This is a genomic window from Micromonospora deserti, assembly GCF_003236335.1.
Classification (GTDB): Bacteria; Actinomycetota; Actinomycetes; order Mycobacteriales; family Micromonosporaceae; genus Micromonospora; species Micromonospora deserti.
The window spans coordinates 45491-63110 of the sequence record NZ_POUB01000004.1; the positions used below are offsets into that span (position 1 = coordinate 45491).

Below are 17620 nucleotides of genomic sequence, written 5' to 3' on the forward strand. Positions count from 1 at the left end.
CAAGGTCGACGTTGGGGCGGGTGGTGGGTCAGGCGGCAGCCATCTGCCGGCAGGCCTGCGCAGCGCGGCGGCACGCCTGGGCGCACTGGCGCATGATCTCGTCGTCGTAGCGTTCGCATTCTGTCGCGCACGCGTCACACAGATCCGCGCAGGCCTGGCAGAGTTGCTGGTAGTTCGCGGCGCGGGCCAGTGATGGCAGGCAGGCCATGCAGGCGTCCGCGCAGGACAGGCACAGTCGAATGCAGGCGAGCATCTGAGGGTCAGCCTGCTGGGTACAGTGGTCGGCGCAGGTGTGGCAAGCGATCGCGCATTCGGTGCAGGCGTCGATACACTCCCGGGTCTGTTCCGGAGCCAACGTGGAAGTCATGAAGATCATCCCCTCTTCCCGGCGGTCGGCTCGATATACCCCTTTCGGGGCCCGGCATGCGGAGACGTGATCAACATCGTCGAGTCGAGCTGGCCCGTCTCGCAGCGGCGCCTGGCAGCAGTCGCACCGGTTTACGTCCTGACCGGTTCCGCCTTCGCCTGACGGTGCCTGGTCAGCGCGGTTTCGGCCTCGTCGCGTACCAGAACGCCGAGCAGTCGACCGTCCGAGCTGGTGACCGGGATCGTGTCGACGTGACGGTGCCGCATGCGTGCCGTCAGCGCTTCGACCTCCTCACTCGGGCGGACGGTCGTGGAGCCAAAGGTCATCGCCTCCTCTGCGGTGGCCTGGTCCGGGGCATGCCGCAGCGCCTGGTGGCGGAGCACGCCCTGCACGACGCCGTCCTCGAGGACGACGCACGAGTCCGGTTCGTCGAGCCTGCGGCGGATGTCGGCGAGTCGCTCGTCCAAGCGGCAGGTTGGCGCGTCACGCCACATCACCTCGCCGACCATCAGCGCTTCGCCTTCGTGCGGCAGCCCGTAGGACAGCCAGTCCATCTTCCCAGCGACGTAGTGGTACACCCGTGGGAAGCCGAGACGGCGTAGCCGCACCGCCGCGCGAGGGCTCATGTCGCACTCCGTGTCGTGGCAGTAGACGATGACCGGACGGCTCTGGTCGAGCACCGCCGCGCTCTCGGCGCTGAGCTGCTTCAACGGCAGGTTCACCGCGTCGGGCAGGTGAGCCCAGTCATACTCCGGGCGCGGCAGCACCTCCACCACCTGGGCATGTTCCTGCCGGACCAACCGCTGAACACCGTCCCGATCAATCCTATCGGCCATGTTCTATCTCCGTCACGTCTACCCGATTTCCCCCCGTCCGATCACCGAAACCGCCGGCATGGGCCGAGACAGGCGCAGGTCGGGTAGCTGTGCAATGACGAGCCACGGCACGACAAGCTGCCTCGCCCGGAACCGCCGGCGTGGCGGCCGCAGCGGGTGATCACCCCCCGCCTCCGGATCGGGGCGGCGCGGCGTGCGTGACCGGCCTGGAGAGCTGGCCTTCGATCCACTAGCCTCAACGACCGCCCAACCGCCGGGTGACGCACGCGACCGGCCGGCTCCGCCCCCGCCCCTGAGCTGGGGTGGCGATGATCCACACGGCCTGCGCACCGGTGATCGTCGGGACCCGGGGTGGCGTGGACGGCCAGGGCGGCCGACATCGCGTTCCTGCCTGACCAGTTCTGCACAGAGAGCCCCACGGCATGACGACCGCCCAGTCCCACGGGCAGCACCACGCCGGCCCGACCTCGCCGGCGCAGCGGATTAGCACAGACCGACCTCGTCCAGTGCCGTGATCTTCTGCACTGACGCCCGCACGGGTCGGCTGCCCGCCGCTGCGGTTTCAAACCGGCTGCTGGGCCGCCGTCGCCGTGGTCGCCGCACCCGCTGACTGGGCCGCCTACTTCCTCAGTGGCAGGCCCAGACCCGCGTCTAGGGCCTGTGTCGAAGTCGACCACAGCCATTCGTTGATGGAGGCCCGGCGCACGGATCCCCTCAGACCATGACCGTTGTGCCGGCTGGCCTACCCTTTCGCCGTCACAGACCAGCGGCGGGCCAGCGCTGTTGCTGTAAGGAAGGCCGCGAGGACAATCGCCGCCTCGGTCACAATCACGAGCGGGGTGAGCGGGAAGTTGAGCGACCAGCCGAAACCGGTCGGGAGCTGCCTGTCGCGGTCGGGATCCGCTGGTTGCGGGGTACGGCCAGGACGTAGCCCATCCTGCGCCGCTGGAGCCAGGCCCGGAACTTAGAATCCTACCCGTATGCCTCGTCCGCGGTGACCCACCGCGCCGGCAGGCCCGCCGTGATGGCGCGTTCGAGCATCCGCAGGCCAAGCGCGGGCTTCGTGGCGAACCCGACGCTCGCCGCGATGCCGGCCTCCTCGCGGGGGCGGGGTCGTCGCACCACCTGCGGGGCAGATGCAACTCCCGGTCGATCAGGGGTGCGCCCTTGCGGGCTGGCATAGGCCAGGAACACCCCGAGCTGGCAATTCTCCGTCCGTCCGGCCGTTCCGCAGTACTGACGCTGCACTCCGGCAGACTTGATCCCCTTCTTCAGGAAGCCGGTCTCGTCGACGATCAGCACCCCGTCGTCGTAGCCGAGGTGCTCCCTCACGTAGGCGAACAGGTCGTCACGAACAGCGTCCGGCGCCCACGCCGACCGGTTGAGCAGCCGCTGCATCCGGTCCGGCGTCGCGTCACCGGCCGCCTCGGCCAGGGTCCAGCCGTTCTTGCTCGCCAACGGCGACAACAATCCGACGAGATAGCTCAGCGCCTGCCGGCGCGGTTCCGCACGCCCGAACCGGTGCGCGAACCGCGCCAGTAGATCATCCAGACCCGCCCGCCACCCGACAATCTCATCGACCAACACAAGCGCGACAGCTTGCCCGCCCCGGCGCTGGCCACAACAGACAGACAGTGCGACCACGCAACCCATCCGTCGAATAGCATCGACATCCGCAGCTGCGTGGCCGGTGCAACCCGGACGTCGATCACGCCGATGAGCTGCCGAAACTTCAGATCAGGCAAGTGCGGCTGGAGTACTAGTAGTGCTTTGTTAGGTCGTTGTGGCGTGTCGCTTGTAGGAGCGTCGTGCTGGTGTTTGGGTTCGGTGTGTGGATGAGCGGGAACTCGCTCGGGTACGGGCGCGGTTGGAGGACTTCGCGGCAGGGGTGTTCGCGGGGTTGCGGCGGTCGGATCAGCGCGCGACTGGTCTGCGGTATCTGCGCGGGCTGATGCTGGACGGCCGGCGCAAGTCGATGCAGCCGATGGCCGAACGGCTCGGGGTCGATCACCAGCAGTTGCAGCAGTTCCTGACCTCGTCCACGTGGGATGTCGCCGGTGTGCGGCGACGGTTGGCGACGGCCGCGATCGACGTGGTGGTGCCTCAGGTGTGGGTGGTGGATGACACCGGGTTTCCCAAGGACGGCAAGGCTTCTGCGTGTGTGGCGCGGCAGTACTCCGGCACGCTCGGCAAGGTCGCCAACTGCCAGATCGCCGTCAGTGTCCACGCGGCGACCGACGCCGCCTCGGCGGTGCTGAACTGGCGGCTGTTCGTGCCGGAGTCCTGGGACGACAGCTGCGTGCCCGGCCCGGACGGCAAGCCTGCGAACGCCCACGCCCGCAGGCTGCGCCAGCAGCCGGTCACCCGCGACCAGGCCGGGGCGAAGAAACCACACCCGCGCGTGCAGGTGCCGCCTGCCGAGCAGATCGACCAGATCCGCCGGCGACGCACGGCGTCGAAGGTCCCTGACGCCGAGCGGTACCGACCCAAGTGGCTGATGGCCCTGGAAATGCTCGACGAGTTGGCCGCATGGGGGCTACGCCCGCCGCTGCTGACCGCCGACGCCGGCTACGGCCAGGTCGCGGAGTTCCGTCAGGGCCTGACCGAACGCGGCATCAGCTACATCGTCGCGACCACCTCGAGCACCACCGCTCAACCCGGCGACGCCCAGCCCGTCGAGGTCCCCTACGCCGGAGTCGGTAAGTACCCCACACCGAAGTACCCCGACCCGGCTCGCAGCCTGAAGGACCTGACCCTCGCCCATGGCGCCGAACGCGACGCGCCTGGTGCGCTGGCGTGCCCGGCTACCCGCACCTGAGCGCGCCCCGGACCGGCCTGTCGGCCAGCTGTCCGGGCACTTCTTCGCGCTGCGGGTGCGTCCCGCCGGCCGGGCCATCCAACGCGGACCGCACCGCGGTGACGACGGTGTCCTGCCCGAATGCTGGCTGCTCGTGCAGTGGCCTCCCGGCCAGGACGAGCCCAGCGACTACTGGCTGTCCGACCTGCCCGCCGACACACCACTGACCGAACTGGTCCGCCTGGCCAAGAGCCGCTGGCGCGTCGAGCACGACTACCGCGAACTCAAAACCGCCCTTGGGCTCGACCACTTCGAAGGCCGCTCCTGGATCGGCTGGCACCGCCACGTCACCCTCGCCGCAGCCGCCCAACTGTTCCTCACCCAACTACGGCTCACACGCCCAAAAGCAACGGGGCAGACCTGAGCCTGTACGCCGTCCTGCGGCAACTGCAGTACCTACTCGCGACCTGGCTCGGGTTCTGCCCCCTCTGCCGCCAACTCGTCCCAACCTAACAAAGCACTACTAGGATGAGGTCGGTGTTGCACCGATCGGAGGTCTTCCAGCCCACGATCCGGTTGGAGAACGCGTCGCGGACCGCGGCCAGCCACAGCACACCCTGCCCGGTGACGATCCGGGTGGCGTCGGCCACCCACAGCCGGTTCTGGGCGTCGGCGGTAAAGTTCCGGTTGACCAGGTCCGGCCGCACCCGATACCACCACGTGGACCGGTCGCCGCGACCACACCCTGCTACTCATCGCCGTCCACACAGGATTGCGCAACGCCGAACTTGCCAGTCTGAAGATCCAGGACCCACCTCGGGACCGGTGCACACATTCGCTGCCACGGCAAGGGCCGCAAGGACCGCTGTACTCCACTGAACCGGCCCGCTACAACGGCGCTGCGCACCTGGCTACAAGAATGCGGCGGGCAACCATCCGACCCGCTGTTCCCGACCCGCCGTGGCACCCCGCTCAGCGCAGACGCTGTCGAACACCTCGTCGGCAGACACGCCCAGAACGCGCCACGGCCTGCCCGTCGCTGAGTGGCAAGAAGGTCACCCCGCACACCCTGCGCCACTCCACCGCGATGGCACTCCTGCACGGCGGTATCGACATCACCGTGATCACCCTGTGGCTCAACCACGAATCAACCGCTGCTGCTCACCCGGAGCCTGCGGCACGCCCGACCGACGCCGCCGCCAGCGGCCGTCGCCGCGCCGGCGGCGCCCGCCGGCAGGTGACTCGGGCGTGGCTGTTATGTCTTGCCGATCAAGCGCGCCGTCCGCAAGGCAGAAGCCCTCGACGCGGGTGACATCGCGACCGTGAGCGTCGAGCTCATCCACGCGTGACAACGGCGAGAGCCCGCGTCAGCTCATGATCAGCGGCCTGGTCGGGCGTGTGCCAACCGGACCGATGCCCGACCAAGCCGGGTAGCGACGGCGCATTACTGCGCCGCCGCCCCATCAGAACCGGACGTACCCGAGCACCACCGACGGATAGTCCTTTGCGCATCGAGCGGCAAGCGGTTGTGCGGCATCATCGAGGCGTGGCGAACCTGTTGCAGCGTTGGCGACAACGGGCTGAGACGATTCGGAAACTCCGTGCGCTGAGGGATTGTCCCGCGTGCGGCCACTCGTGGATGGAGCACGGCTTCGGCAATGACGTTGTTAGCGGACAGCATGATCTCCCCGCTCATGGTCAGGAGACATGACACACTGGCGGACACTGAAACTCCCCCGGGACTTCTTGGTGTCCATGAGAGGGCAGGGCTCAGGTAAGAGCGACGACGCCGTTGCCGTTGGTGGCTTCTGACAGCCGATGACTGTCGCCTGTGGTGACGACAACGTGGGCGTGGTGGAGGAGTCGGTCGACGGTGGCGGTGGCGAGGGTCTTCGGCATGATCTCGTCGAATCCGGAAGGGTGGAGATTCGAGCTGACGGCCAAACTGCGGCGTTCGTAGGCGGCGTCCACCAAGCGGTAGAAGCCCTCTGCCGCGTCCGGAGAGACCGGAAGGAGGCCGATGTCGTCGACGATGACCAGGTCGGTGCGGGTGATGCGGGTGAAGGCCTTGCTGATCGAGTCGTCGACGCGGTGGCGGCGGACTAGCCCGCCGAGGTCTTCGATGGTGAACCAGGCGACCGTCATCCCGGCGTCGATGGCTGCCTGGCCTAGGGCTTCAGTGAAGTGGCTCTTGCCTGTGCCCGACGGCCCGCAGACGCAGAGATTCTCCCGGCGGCCGATCCACTCCAGCGTCCGCAGGGAGCTCTGGGTGGGAACGGGGATGGAGGAGGCCTGCTCGTTCCAGATGTGGAAGGTCTTGCCGGGGGGAAAGCGGCCCGCTGCCTGCGGGTGCGCAGGTTGGAGGCGGCGCGTCCGGCTGCTTCCTCGGCCAACAGCACACGGACAACCTCGGCGGGATCCCAGCGTTGGGCCTTCGCGGTGGGGATGACCTCGGCCATCGCCCGGCGGATGTGGGGCAGCTTCAGGGTCTTCGTCAACGCGATCGCTTCGTCGAAGGCGACCCCGGAGAGCGCGGCCGTCGCGGAGGCGGGGGCCTTCAGTCGGGGTGGGGCGGAGATCTCGACCGTCATGCTGTCTGCTCGTTTCTGTAGTGCTTCAGTGTGTGTTCGTGGTGCCGGGTTACTGGCCAAAGCCGTTCCAGGCGCCGGTGCCGGGTTGGAGGCTGTGGTTCTCGGTTGCGCGTGGTGGGGCGGCGGGTCCGGTGTGGAAGGCCTGGTGGTCCAGGATCGAGCGCAGGTCGGCGTCGGCGAACCGACTGGCGACGGCTGCGGTGCCAAGGGCCCTGTCGACGGTGTCGGCGCCCCGGAGTTTGGCCAGGACCACAGCGTCGGCCATCTTCGCGGCGATGCCGCGTACTCCTTGGGCCGCGGCCTCCTCCAGCCAGGCTGCGGCGCCCGGGCCGATCGCCAGGAACTCCTCCTCGGCCGCGTTGGTCGGCCTCGCGGTGCGGGTGCCGCGGGCAGAGGGCGGGTAGTGCTCGTCGATGATGACCGGGTTGCCCGGGGTGGAGCGCGGGTGGCGGGCGATCTCTGCAGGGATGTCGTCCTCGATGACGGTGACGACGAGTTCTTCGCCGTGCCAGCGAACGAACACCTGCTGGCCGGCGAAGCGGTGCGGGACCGAGTAACGGACCTGGTCGACGCGGATCGTGGAGTCCTTCTCGTGGACCTGCCGGGTCTGTCCGAACGCCGCGGTGAAGGGGTGCTCGGGGACCGGGTGGAGCCGAACCGCTCCTGGGCGAGCAGCTCGACCGGAGGTTTGCGGGTCTCGCGGTGGACCCGGCCGTTGACCTCGTCCATGAACGCGCGGCATGCCTGCTCGATCTCGGCGAACGAGCCGTAGGAGGCACGGAGGTTGACCTCGGTGGGCACGAGGTCCCGTTTGGCGATCTTCACCGTGTTCTCTGACCCGCCCTTGGACGCCGGGTCGGCCGGAACGCAGGTGCGGACCGTGGTGCCGTAGTGGCAGGCGATGGACACGATGTCGCGGTTTCGGACCGCGAGTGTGGCGATGTGAGCGGTGGTCACGGTCTTTTCATTGTCGGTCAGGCAGTAGGTCGGCACCCCGCCGAAGGCCCGGAACGTCGCGTCCAGACAGGCCGCGATTGTCGGGATGGTCTTGTCCAGCACCGGGATGACGACTCGAAACCGGGACCAAGCCAGCCACGCGCACCACAGTGTCGTGCGGCGACCGGCGAGGCGTGGACCTTCGCCCCAGTCCCACTGCGCCCATAGCGCGGGCTCGGCGACCCAGGGGCGGTGGACACGGCGGTGGCCGGATCGCCAGGACTCCTTGGCGGCGGCCACCGCGCGGCGGGTAGTGCGTTCGGTGCCGGGGAAGCCCATTGCGACAAGCTTCTTGTGGACCTGGTCCGCGCCGATCCGCCCGCGCGACTGCTCGACGAGTTCCTCGACCTTGGGCTTCCAAGGCGTCGATCATCTTCGCCCGCGGCAGCCGCCCCACAGCGGCGGTCCCGTTCTCGCGCAGCTGGACGTAACGCTGGACTGTGTGGTGGTCGCATCCCACGAGTTCGGCGGCCCGACGGTAGCTCCCGGTCAGGTCGTAGGCGGCAAGGATCTCCATGATCTCCTGATTCGTTTTCACGGACGGGTGCTGATCCAGCCCCGCGGTATCGCGCGCGCAGCAGCAGCCCGGTGGGTGCCCAAGTCAGCTGAGCGCGGCATGGCCGCATTGGCCTCGGTTCGGTGTCATCCGGCCATCTCCTCATGGCGCGCGAGAGCGAACACGAACCAGGCGATGGCGGAGACCGCGGCCGACATCAGCAGGGCCCATCCAGTGCCTGCGGCGACGGCAGCACCCATGACGACGACGCCGAGGGTGGCGCCGACCTGGCGCACGGCGTTGAGCAGGCCGCCCACCGCACCGGCCGTGCCCGCCGGGGCGACGCCGACAAGGGCCGCGACCAGAGCCGGCAAGGCGTAGGAGACGCCGAAGCCGGTCATCAAGAGGCCCACCGCGAGCCACATGTAGCCGCCGTCGGCGAAGACCACGCCTGCTAGCACTGCACCTCCAGCGGCCAGCAGAGCCAAACCGGCCAGGATCGGACGGCGAGGACCCACCCGTGCCACGATCTTGCCCGTGAACGGCGGATTGGCCGCGAAGGGAACCGTCAGCGGCAAGAACGCCAGCCCGGTCTGCAGCGGGTCCAGGTGCCGCTCCTGCTGCAACAGCAGCGGCAGCACGAACAGCCCCCCAGTCAACGCGAAGTTCACCGCCGCAGCGGCCAGCAGACCAGCCCGCACCCGGCCTGACCGCAGCAGAGCCCGGTTCAGGACCGGCGCCTGGCTGTGGCGCTCCAGGCCGCAGAACGCGAGCGCCGACACCCCGAACCCCACCGATGACCACGCGGCGTGGGCCCATGCCTGCGAACCGGCGGCGATCAGCGCGTCCGTGAAGAGGGCCAGCACTGCGGCGGCTGCTAACTGGGCGGGCCAGTCGATCCGGCGGTCACTGCGCGGGCAGGCCACCGCCCGGCCCAGCGTCAGCGCCAGCACCGCCAGGCCGATGGGCACGTTGACCAGGAAAATAGACCGCCATCCGGCCGCGCCGACCAAGGCGCCGCCCGCGATCGGACCGGCCGCAACGGCCGCGCCGCTGATCGCGGCCCATGCCGAGACCGCGCGCGCCCGTGCCGCCGGTTCTGGGTAGAGCTGGGCGATCATCGCCATCGAGGCGGGCACGCACGCCGCCGCGGCGACCCCCGAGATTGCACGCAGGAGGACCAGGGCCCACAGCCCCGGGGCGAACGCACTGAGCAAGGATGCGAGCGTGAAGACCGTGATCCCGGCCCGGAAGAGCCGCTCGGCACCGAATCGGTCCGCCGCCGCCCCCGCCGACAGCAGCAGCGCGGCGAACGCCACGGTGTAGCCGGCGGTCGCCCACTGCAACCCGGCCATCGAGGTGTGCAGAGACGATGCCAGATCAGGCTCGGCTACCGACAGCACCGTCATATCCAGCAGCACCATGAAGTAGCCCAGCGAAATGCCCGTCAGGGCGCTGGAACGCCCCCGCGGCGATCGAAGATTCGCCCCTGCGGGTGCAGATGAACTCAAAAGGGTCATAACTGGGACAGCTCCCCGAAGACGACAGTGGGAAGGACGCCAACACTGTGCGTTTCGTCAGGTCAACAGCTCCACCGCCGCAGCCGCACGACGCGTTCGGAATTTCCGAACGCTGCGGGCTGTTTCTCCGCGTGTGGAGCTACGCCAACTCAGGACCTTCGAGGCCGTCGTCCGCCACCGAACCGTGACCGATGCCGCCGTCGCGCTCGACCTCGCCCCCTCGTCCGTCTCCCAGCAAATCCGGACCCTCGAGGAAGCACTCGGCGTGGCCCTGTTCGTGCGCGGCCCCAAGGGCATGGAGCTCACCCCCGCCGGACAACGGCTGCAGGGATGGGCACGGTCCCTGCTCGACCAGGCCAAGCAGGCCACCCGCGACGTCAGAGGCGAACGGCAACTGCTCCGGCTCGGCGCGCTGGAAACCCTCGCCGGCTCCTACGTGCCCCAGGTGTTCGCCCGATTCGCCGAACGCCGGCCCGACATCGACCTCGAAATCCACACCGAACGCAACCGCGACGGCCTCCTCACCGACGTGATCGAGGGACGACTCGAAGCCGCCCTGCTGCTGGACTCCGGCGACAACGTCGGCGGACTCGGCTTCCCCGCCCCCGCCGAACCGCTCACCTTCATTGACCTCGACCCGATCCCCCTCGCACTGGTATCCGCACCTGCCCACCCGCTCGCCGCCCGAACCGCACTGACTCCCGATGACCTCAAACACGAGCGGCTCCTGGTCAACGTCCCGGAATGCTCGTTCTGGATGGCCGGGGACAAGATCCTCGGCTCCGGTCCCAAACGGATCAAAGTCGGAGGCGTCCCGGTGATGCGCGCGTGGGCCGAGCACGGACTCGGAATCACGCTGCTACCCCAGTTCGCGGTCGCCGACAGCCTCCACTCCGGCGCCCTGATCCAACTCGACCTCCCACTCCCGGATCTCAGCCTGCGGCTGATCTGGCGAGAAGACCAGGAGTCGTTGCCTGGCATGCGCGACATCCTGTACGCCGCAGCCCGCCCCTGAACACCAGACCTCGCCGACCCACCGGGGAGAACCCCTGTCCGCCATTGTGTGGGCCTTGCTGGCCGCCCCTGGGGCGATCTTCATGTCCGCTAACAGACGTCGACGGCATGTGCGGTGAATGCGCGTACGAGTTTGAGCATGACCAGCGGGAGACTCCGGAGCCTGGCTGCAGGCCGTCGGCCCCGCCAATCGATGGAGAAGGCCGCCGAAAGTACCTCGCAGCATGAGCCGGCCTGATCGCTGCGACTCTCGGCCGTCATCTCCGAGCGCCTCGGTCGGTCCGGCCGTCGCGGTTGCGTTTGATCGGATGCCTCGCCACGATCGTGGTCGTCCTCGCTCGATGACCAGCCCTGCCCCCGCCAGACCCTCATGCCGTGCCCGTCGCCGGCTCGGTTCCGCAGCTCCGCGGTGTCCTGGGTGAACTGGTGCAGCCGCCCGAGGACCCGCCGTAACCTTCTACAGTTGCGGCCCGCAGCCTGACTGACGTGCCCGCCGATGGCCTGGCTGGCTTTCGCCACCAGCGCCGGCACGTCGTCGTTTCTCGTCGATCGGCTGACCGCGTAGGCCGAGGACGCCTTCGCAATTCTCAGCAGCGGATGTCGAGCGCTTCGCCGGGAGTCAGGACGCCCGGCACGCAAGATTGCCCCGAACGGGCCCGCCACCAGGTCCCGCAGCCTCATCGGCACTGACCGTCGGAGGCCGGCTGGCCTGGTGCGGGTTTGTACGTCGAGCCGCATGGGTTCGTGCGTGCGCCCGCACACCGACACCGGCAGGTTTGCCCGCGGAATGACCGTTCGGGTGGACAGGTCCAGGGCGAGGGCGGGCAAACATAGTCGACCCGCTCATGGCTCTTTGCCAGTGGCAAAGTAGCGGATGATGCGGTTCCGGAGCAGGCACGCCACGCGGAGCAGAGACGGCGTGTCGCGCCTCGTGGCCCCGCCTTGGTGACTCGGCGGCACGCCGCATACCCGGCTCAGCAAGAGAACGCTGCGCACTGTCGCCCCTGGGCGTTCACCGCCACTGCCGCCGCAACACGGGCTCTAGCGATCTTTGGTCGCTAGGTGGTATGGGCTGCTTATGCCCGAGAGGGAGCCTGCTCCACGCTACGCAGAGCAGGGGAGCTTGATGTTCCCCGGGTTTTTCGGAGGCGTGTCGGTTGGCGTCAGGCGACGGATAGGAATGGGAAAAGGAACCCGGCCTGCCATCAATCAGTGCTTGTTCATCCGTGCCAGGAGTGCCAGAGGGCGGCGTAGGCGCCATCGGCGCGAACGAGGTCGTCGTGGCTGCCGAGTTCGGTGATCCGGCCGTCTTCGAGTACTGCCACCCGATCGGCGTCGTGCGCGGTGTTGAGACGGTGCGCGATGGCGATGACGGTACGGCCGGTCACGACGGCGGCGAGCGCCCGCTCGGTGCGCCGGGCGGTTGTCGGATCGAGCGCGGCGGTCGCCTCATCGAGGATCAGTGTGTGCGGGTCGGCGAGCACGAGCCTTGCCAGCGCGAGCTGTTGGGCGTCGGCGGCAGCGAGTTCGCGGGCGCCGTCGCCGAGTTGCGTGTCAAGGCCGTCGGGCAGGTCGGTATACCAGTCGGCGCCCACGGCTACCAGTGCGGACCGCATCTGTTCGTCGGACGCGCCAGACGCGGCGAAGGCGAGGTTGTCGCGCAGCGAGCCGATGAAGACGTGGTGCTCCTGAGTGACGAGGGCGATCCGGCGGCGCCGCTCGGCCGGGGCCAGGTCGGTGACCGGGCGGCCACCGAGGCTCACCACACCCTCGCGCGGCGCGTCGATTCCGGCGAGCAGCCGGGCGAGGGTGGACTTCCCGGCGCCCGAAGGGCCGACGATGGCGAGACGTTCGCCAGGGTGCACCTCGAGGTCGATCCCGTGCAGCACATCGGGGCCGTCGGCGTACGAGAATCGCGCGCCGCGCACCACGAGCCGCTCCCCCGACGGCGCGGACGCCCTGCCGCGCGGTTCCGGTATACCGGTTGCGGCCGGGGCGACCGTGACGGGGCCGGACCCGTTCTCCGGTTCAGTCTTCTGGCCGACACCGAGCACGCGGGCGAATGAGGCGAGGCCGCGTTGCGCCTGCTCCATCCACTGCAGCAGCCGGTCCAAGGGATCGACCGCCTGCTGGAGATAGAGCGCGGCGGCGACCACCTCACCGAGCGTCACCATGCCTCTGGGCAGGAAGAATCCGCCGATGAGCAGCACCGCGGCGATCGGCAGCGCGTAGCTCGCCTCCACCACCGGGAAGAAGACGGAGCGGAGGGCCAGGGTCGCCCGGCGGGTGGCCCACACCTGGCCTATGCGCTGAGTGCCGTACGCGACGCGATCGGCGCCGAGGCGGAGCGCTTCGACGGTCCGGGCGCCCTCCGCAGTCGTGGTCAGCGCCTCGGTCAGCTCGGCGGTCGCGGCCCCCTCGGCAAGGTACGCCCGCCTGGCGCGACGCAGGTACCAGCGGGTGACCGCGAAGATCGACGGTAGCCCGATCAAGGCGACTAGGCCGAGCAGCGGGTGCAGCAGGAAAATCGCGCCGAAGAGAAGCGACAGTTGTGTCGAGGCGATGACGATGACCGGCACCACGTCGCGGACGGTGGTCCCGACGGTCGTTACATCAACCGAGCTGCGGGTAGCAAGTTCGCCGGTGCCGGCGCGCTCGACGAGCGAGACTGGCAGGTCGAGCGTCCGCGAGACGAACTCCTCGCGCAGTCGGGCGACGGCACGCTCGCCGAATCGGTGACCGGCGTACTGGGCGTACCTGGAGAGCAGCCCTTGGGCCAGCACGCAGACGCCGATCGAGAGCGCCAGGCGGTCCACTGCGGCCGCGCCCGCACCGGCGGCGACCTCGTCCACGATCCTGCCCAGCAACCACGGTGCGGCGAGCCCGGCGATCGCGGCGGCGCCGTGCAGCACCAGCACGATGGCGACCGCGCGACGGTCCCGGGCGATGAGGTCCAGCGCGGCCCGGCGGACGACGGACCGGTCCGCGACGGGGAGCCCGGTCACCGCAGCACCCCGTCCATGCCAACGGATTCCTGGTTATCACCGGAGTCACTGCGCCGGGACACCAGCGCCCGGTAGCTCGGGTCCTGTTCGAGCAGCTCGAAGTGGGTGCCGGTCCCGACGATCCGGCCTTCGCGCAGGTGCGCGACCGTGTCGGCGCACCCGAGCAGCAGTGGCGACGTAGCCAGCACGATCGTGGTTCGCCCGGCCCGCGCGGCCCGGAGTCGCTGCGCGATGCGCGCCTCGGTGTGCGCGTCCACGGCCGACGTCGGGTCGATGAGGATCAGGACGTCCGGTTCGGCGAGCAGGGCCCGGGCGAGGCGTATGCGTTGTCGCTGGCCGCCGGAGAGGCTACGGGCCCGGGTGCCGATCGGCGTGGCGAGCCCGTCCGACAGGGCGTCGACGACATCCTCGGCCGACGCCGTACCCAGCGCCGCTCTGATGTCGGCGTCGCCGACGCCCGCCCTGGTACGCAGAATCTCCCGCAGCGTCCCGCCGAAGAGGTACGAGTCGTGGTCGGCGACGAGGATTCGAGCCCGTACCTCGTCGAGTGCGACCCCGGCCAGCGGTACGCCACCCCAGGTCACGTCGCTGGCGACGAACCGCCCGAGGCGGTCGGCCAGCCCGATGGCCTCGGCCGGGTCATCGGCGGCGACGGCGAGCAGCCGCCCGGCGGGTACCGTCAGCCCGGTGACCGGATCGTGCAGTTCGGCGGGGCAGTCCGGCGCGGGCTGGACTCCCGCCCTGCCGACTCCCGAAGGCGGCGCGGCGTCGTCCGGAGTCAGGTTGAGCAGGGCGACGATCCGGCGGGCGGCGACCCGGCCCCGGATCACCTGGTAGCCGCCCTCCAGCAGGAACCAGACCGGCACGATGAGGACCGCCACGTACCCGTAGACGGCAACCATCTGCCCGATCGTGATGTCGCCAGCCGCGGCCATCCGCGCCGCCAGCCACACCACGGCGGCCAGGAAGAAACCCGGGATGACGATCGTCAGCGCCTCGATCCAGCTGTTCACGGCGCCAACCCGGTATCCCTCAGTCAGCAGACTCTGGGAGCGGGCCGCGTACCGGCGGGCGAACAGGCCGCGCCCACCGACCCCGGCGAGCACGCGCAGCCCCGCCACGATATCTCCGGCGCGGGCGGTGAGGACGCCCTGCTGGTGCCGGTAGACCGACTCGACCCGTTCGAGGCGGCGCAGCAGAGGTCCCACGACCACCACCGTCGCGGGCACGCCGAGCAGCACGAACAGCGCCAGGAGCGGAGAAACCGACCACAGCACGACGGCGACGAACGCGTACGCGAGGACCGCGCCCACACCCGGCCCGGTCATCGTCAGCACCGCCGACGTGTGCGTGACATCGGCGCCGCCGACGGTGGCGACCTCCCCGGCGGCGAGCTTGCGCGGCAGCACGGCACCGATCCGGGACAGTTGACGCAGCAGGACGGCCGCGGAGCGGGCCGACGCGTCCTCCCGGACGAACGTCATCGTGCGGTGCCGCATGATGCCCAGGTACGCCAAGCCCACCCCCGCGACGAGGATCGCGGCCACCCACCACAACAGCGCCCGGTAATCGGATACGCGCAGCCCATCGTCGATGGCGCGGGCGACGAGGTACGGCCGGACCGACAACCCGAGCATCCAGGCCGTACCGATCAGGCTGCCGCGCAGCACCCGCCACGGCTGACAGCGGACCAGCCACCAGATGTACCACATCGGCCCCCTCGTATCCGGCACGCCAGGCTCGGGATGAGGGAGCTGCGGGGGCACCCGTCCAGGTTACCGATCAAGCTCGCGACGTACCCACGCATTACCGCGCCGGTCGAGTCCACGCGCGCCAACCGCGTCTCCGCGGGACTCAACAGCTCCCGGCCGCGCGGAGTCGTCGATACGCCAACGCGCGCATCTTTGGCACGAGCGGATGCAGCCGAGGCTCCGTTCGCGGTCGTCATACCAATCGGATCCGGCTCGGCCCGCGGTACGACACTGGTCGACATGAACGAAGCCGCCGGCAGCCTGGGCCGCTTGCCGAGAAGGCGCTGAGCGACCCGACATGACGTGAGTTCGCTGTCCCGCCTTGGCCATCGAGCGCTTGCTGCGTGCAGGCTGACCGGTCAGCAGGGATGGATCCGAAGCAACCCCATGCTCGCCGACCACTTTTACCAGCGCAGGAACTTGCCGATGCGACCCCTGCCAACCAGGAACGATGTCGCAGGTAGAGCGGCACTTTTCGATGGGCTGAAGGGTGAGTGCGAGGCAGCCGTTCGCTAGCACGGGCAAGCCGGGTCCCGGAATCTGACACACCTTCCAGGCCTGGCCGGACAGCACGGCGATCGGCCATCCGGGGATATCCCCGTCCCCCGACAACAGGCATCCGCAGGACGGCGTCCGGATCTTGGTGCCCGCGAGCATGAGCCAGGCGCTACCGCACACTATCTGCGGCAGACATCCCATGGTTTTTCGATGTCAAGTGCTGGGTTGGAGATGGGCCCAGGCGGTGGCCTCGTCGTAGGTAGTTCCGGTCTTGAGGCAGCCGTGGAGGATGCCGACGAGACGGTTGCTGAGCTGACGCAGGGCGGCTTGGTGACCGGTACCCCGGTCGCGGAGGGCCTGGTAGTAGGCGCGAGCGCCGGGTGAGCCGCGCATGGCGCAGAACGCCCACTGGTGCACGGCGTCGGCGAGACGGCGGTTGCGGGCGTAGCGGGCGAGCACGACACGGCGGCTGCCGGACGCCCGAGTGATCGGCGAGGTGCCGGCGTAGTTGCGGCGGGCCTTGGCATCGACGTAGCGGTGCGGGTCGTCGCCGAACTCGCCGAGGATCCGGGCGCCGAGAACTGGGCCGAGGCCGGGCAGGCTCAGGTAACGCTCAACGTCCCGGTGACGGCCAAAATGTGAGGCCACCACCTGACCGAGTTCGGCGATCTCGATGTTGAGAACGTTGATCAGCTGGACCTGGCTGGACACGATCGCCGCGTAGGCGAGCTGCACCGGCCGCGGCTGACGCAGCTGCTCAGCGCAGTGTCTGCTGGATCGCGGTAGCTTTGCCATCGAGATCACGACGACCGGCACGCCGCAGCGCGGCGACGATCGCCCCCCGCGGCAGGCGAGCACCCCGCTCCGGATCCGGTGCCCGGTCCAGCAACTCGAGGGTCTCACCGGCGGCCAGGTCGTCGAAAGCCTCCAACGCGGCGGGATAGAACTCCCGCAGCGCCGAGCGCAGCCGCAACACCTGCCGGGTGCGGTCCCAGACAAGGCTCTGATGCGCCCGCGCCACCAGCTTCACCGCCTCCGCAAGAGAGCTGTCACCAGCCACCTGCCGGTGATGGGCATGATCCAGACGCACGATCTCCGCCAGCACGTGCGCATCCCCGGCGTCGGACTTCGCACCAGAGGTGGGAATGCCGCTCTCGGTACCGCGCCACCGACATCGGGTTGATCGCATACACCTGATAACCCGCCGCGACCAGTGCCTGCACCCACGTGCCACGGTCGGTCTCGATCCCGATCCGCACCCGCCCGGCCGCCTCGGTCGGGTTCAGATCCGCCCACGACGCCGGCATGCGCTCAGCGATCAGCGCATGCAACCGACCGACGCCCTCAAGGCCCTCCGGCAACCGCCCCCGGACAAGCCGGCGCCCGTCCTCGCCGAGGATCTCCACGTCGTGGTGGTTCTCGGCCCAGTCATCGCCTACCCAGATCATCCTCGCCTTCCACACAGACACCGCCTGTATCAGCAGCGTGGAGGAGACGCCGGCGATCTAATAGCCAAGTGCTCACCAAGCCCGAGGGCGGGGCACGTCATCCCATCAGCCGTTCCGTCTCCTCACGACCAACGGGCGCACGGTCTGCCGCAAGACCTCAATCGGGTCCGATGAGTGGAGTGCTGACCCGCCAGCCGCTACCGGAGCCATCCTGCACCAGCAGGCTGACGGAACCTATTAGATGAGTGCGCCGAGGTTGGCAGATCAAGGCAACCAGCTGATCCGCGTGGATTATCAGGAC

10 protein-coding genes and 4 pseudogenes are annotated in these 17620 nt (G+C 69.2%); 4 read left to right on the plus strand and 10 right to left on the minus strand.

Features of this window, described 5'->3' with window-relative positions:
* Window positions 1-28: 28 nt before the first annotated feature.
* The 3 genes from C1I99_RS01105 to C1I99_RS01115 all read right to left on the minus strand — a co-directional run bounded on the left by C1I99_RS01105 (window position 29) and on the right by C1I99_RS01115 (window position 2790).
* Window positions 29-376 carry a four-helix bundle copper-binding protein gene (locus C1I99_RS01105; RefSeq protein ID WP_199561861.1) on the minus strand — a complete coding sequence of 116 codons (348 nt, stop codon included), beginning with the start codon at window positions 374-376 and terminating at the stop codon, window positions 29-31.
* 122 nt (window positions 377-498) lie between these two features.
* Window positions 499-1203: a rhodanese-like domain-containing protein gene (locus C1I99_RS01110; RefSeq protein ID WP_111132269.1), complete on the minus strand. Its 705-nt coding sequence runs from the start codon at window positions 1201-1203 to the stop codon at window positions 499-501.
* Between the two features lie 972 nt (window positions 1204-2175).
* Window positions 2176-2790: an IS701 family transposase gene (locus C1I99_RS01115; RefSeq protein ID WP_233512245.1), complete on the minus strand. Its 615-nt coding sequence runs from the start codon at window positions 2788-2790 to the stop codon at window positions 2176-2178.
* A 244-nt stretch (window positions 2791-3034) separates the two neighbouring features.
* Between C1I99_RS01115 and C1I99_RS01120 the strand changes: the two are divergent.
* Window positions 3035-4424: pseudogene (locus C1I99_RS01120) on the plus strand (IS701 family transposase).
* 85 nt (window positions 4425-4509) lie between these two features.
* On the opposite strand, the gene C1I99_RS01125 reads toward C1I99_RS01120, so the two are convergent.
* Window positions 4510-4707, minus strand: coding sequence for a hypothetical protein (locus C1I99_RS01125; RefSeq protein ID WP_111132271.1), 198 nt, complete (start codon window positions 4705-4707; stop codon window positions 4510-4512).
* A gap of 126 nt (window positions 4708-4833) precedes the next feature.
* Between C1I99_RS01125 and C1I99_RS34910 the strand changes: the two genes are divergently transcribed.
* Complete coding sequence (locus C1I99_RS34910) at window positions 4834-5043, plus strand: tyrosine-type recombinase/integrase (RefSeq protein ID WP_438941375.1); 210 nt, start codon at window positions 4834-4836, stop codon at window positions 5041-5043.
* Window positions 5044-5256: 213 nt separating this feature from the next.
* Window positions 5257-5349, plus strand: a pseudogene (locus tag C1I99_RS01135) (DUF1905 domain-containing protein); the annotation flags it as partial.
* 421 nt (window positions 5350-5770) lie between these two features.
* Here C1I99_RS01135 and C1I99_RS01140 read toward each other — a convergent pair.
* The 3 genes and pseudogenes from C1I99_RS01140 to C1I99_RS01150 form a co-directional block, all read right to left on the minus strand.
* Window positions 5771-6424 (minus strand): ATP-binding protein, encoded by a 654-nt coding sequence (locus tag C1I99_RS01140; protein WP_325049184.1) that lies wholly within the window; start codon window positions 6422-6424, stop codon window positions 5771-5773.
* Window positions 6425-6640: 216 nt separating this feature from the next.
* Window positions 6641-8125 (minus strand): annotated as a pseudogene (istA, locus tag C1I99_RS01145) (IS21 family transposase).
* A gap of 104 nt (window positions 8126-8229) precedes the next feature.
* The gene (locus C1I99_RS01150) at window positions 8230-9603 is read right to left on the minus strand and encodes an MFS transporter (protein ID WP_111132272.1); all 1374 of its coding nucleotides are present in this window, start codon (window positions 9601-9603) and stop codon (window positions 8230-8232) included.
* Here C1I99_RS01150 and C1I99_RS01155 point away from each other — a divergent pair.
* Window positions 9524-10618, plus strand: a complete 1095-nt coding sequence (locus C1I99_RS01155) for a LysR family transcriptional regulator (protein ID WP_267897455.1) — start codon at window positions 9524-9526, stop codon at window positions 10616-10618. The genes C1I99_RS01150 and C1I99_RS01155 overlap by 80 nt on opposite strands.
* Window positions 10619-11837: 1219 nt before the next feature.
* Here C1I99_RS01155 and C1I99_RS01160 read toward each other — a convergent pair.
* The 3 genes and pseudogenes from C1I99_RS01160 to C1I99_RS01170 all read right to left on the minus strand — a co-directional run bounded on the left by C1I99_RS01160 (window position 11838) and on the right by C1I99_RS01170 (window position 17319).
* The gene (locus tag C1I99_RS01160) at window positions 11838-13622 is read right to left on the minus strand and encodes an ABC transporter ATP-binding protein (RefSeq protein WP_111132274.1); all 1785 of its coding nucleotides are present in this window, start codon (window positions 13620-13622) and stop codon (window positions 11838-11840) included.
* Complete coding sequence (locus C1I99_RS01165; RefSeq protein ID WP_233512249.1) at window positions 13619-15334, minus strand: ABC transporter ATP-binding protein; 1716 nt, start codon at window positions 15332-15334, stop codon at window positions 13619-13621. The genes C1I99_RS01160 and C1I99_RS01165 overlap by 4 nt, the downstream gene beginning before the upstream one ends.
* Window positions 15335-16084: 750 nt before the next feature.
* Window positions 16085-17319, minus strand: a pseudogene (locus C1I99_RS01170) (IS110 family RNA-guided transposase).
* Between the last annotated feature and the right edge of the window lie 301 nt (window positions 17320-17620).

Bases quoted from the DNA above. Each gene is read 5' to 3' on its own strand.
- C1I99_RS01150 (WP_111132272.1), bottom strand. From the start codon at position 9,603: ATGACCCTTTTGAGTTCATCTGCACCCGCAGGGGCGAATCTTCGATCG.
- C1I99_RS01105 (WP_199561861.1), bottom strand. From the start codon at position 376: ATGATCTTCATGACTTCCACGTTGGCTCCGGAACAGACCCGGGAGTGT.
- C1I99_RS01165 (WP_233512249.1), bottom strand. From the start codon at position 15,334: ATGTGGTACATCTGGTGGCTGGTCCGCTGTCAGCCGTGGCGGGTGCTG.
- C1I99_RS01110 (WP_111132269.1), bottom strand. From the start codon at position 1,203: ATGGCCGATAGGATTGATCGGGACGGTGTTCAGCGGTTGGTCCGGCAG.
- C1I99_RS01155 (WP_267897455.1), top strand. From the start codon at position 9,524: ATGCCCGTCAGGGCGCTGGAACGCCCCCGCGGCGATCGAAGATTCGCC.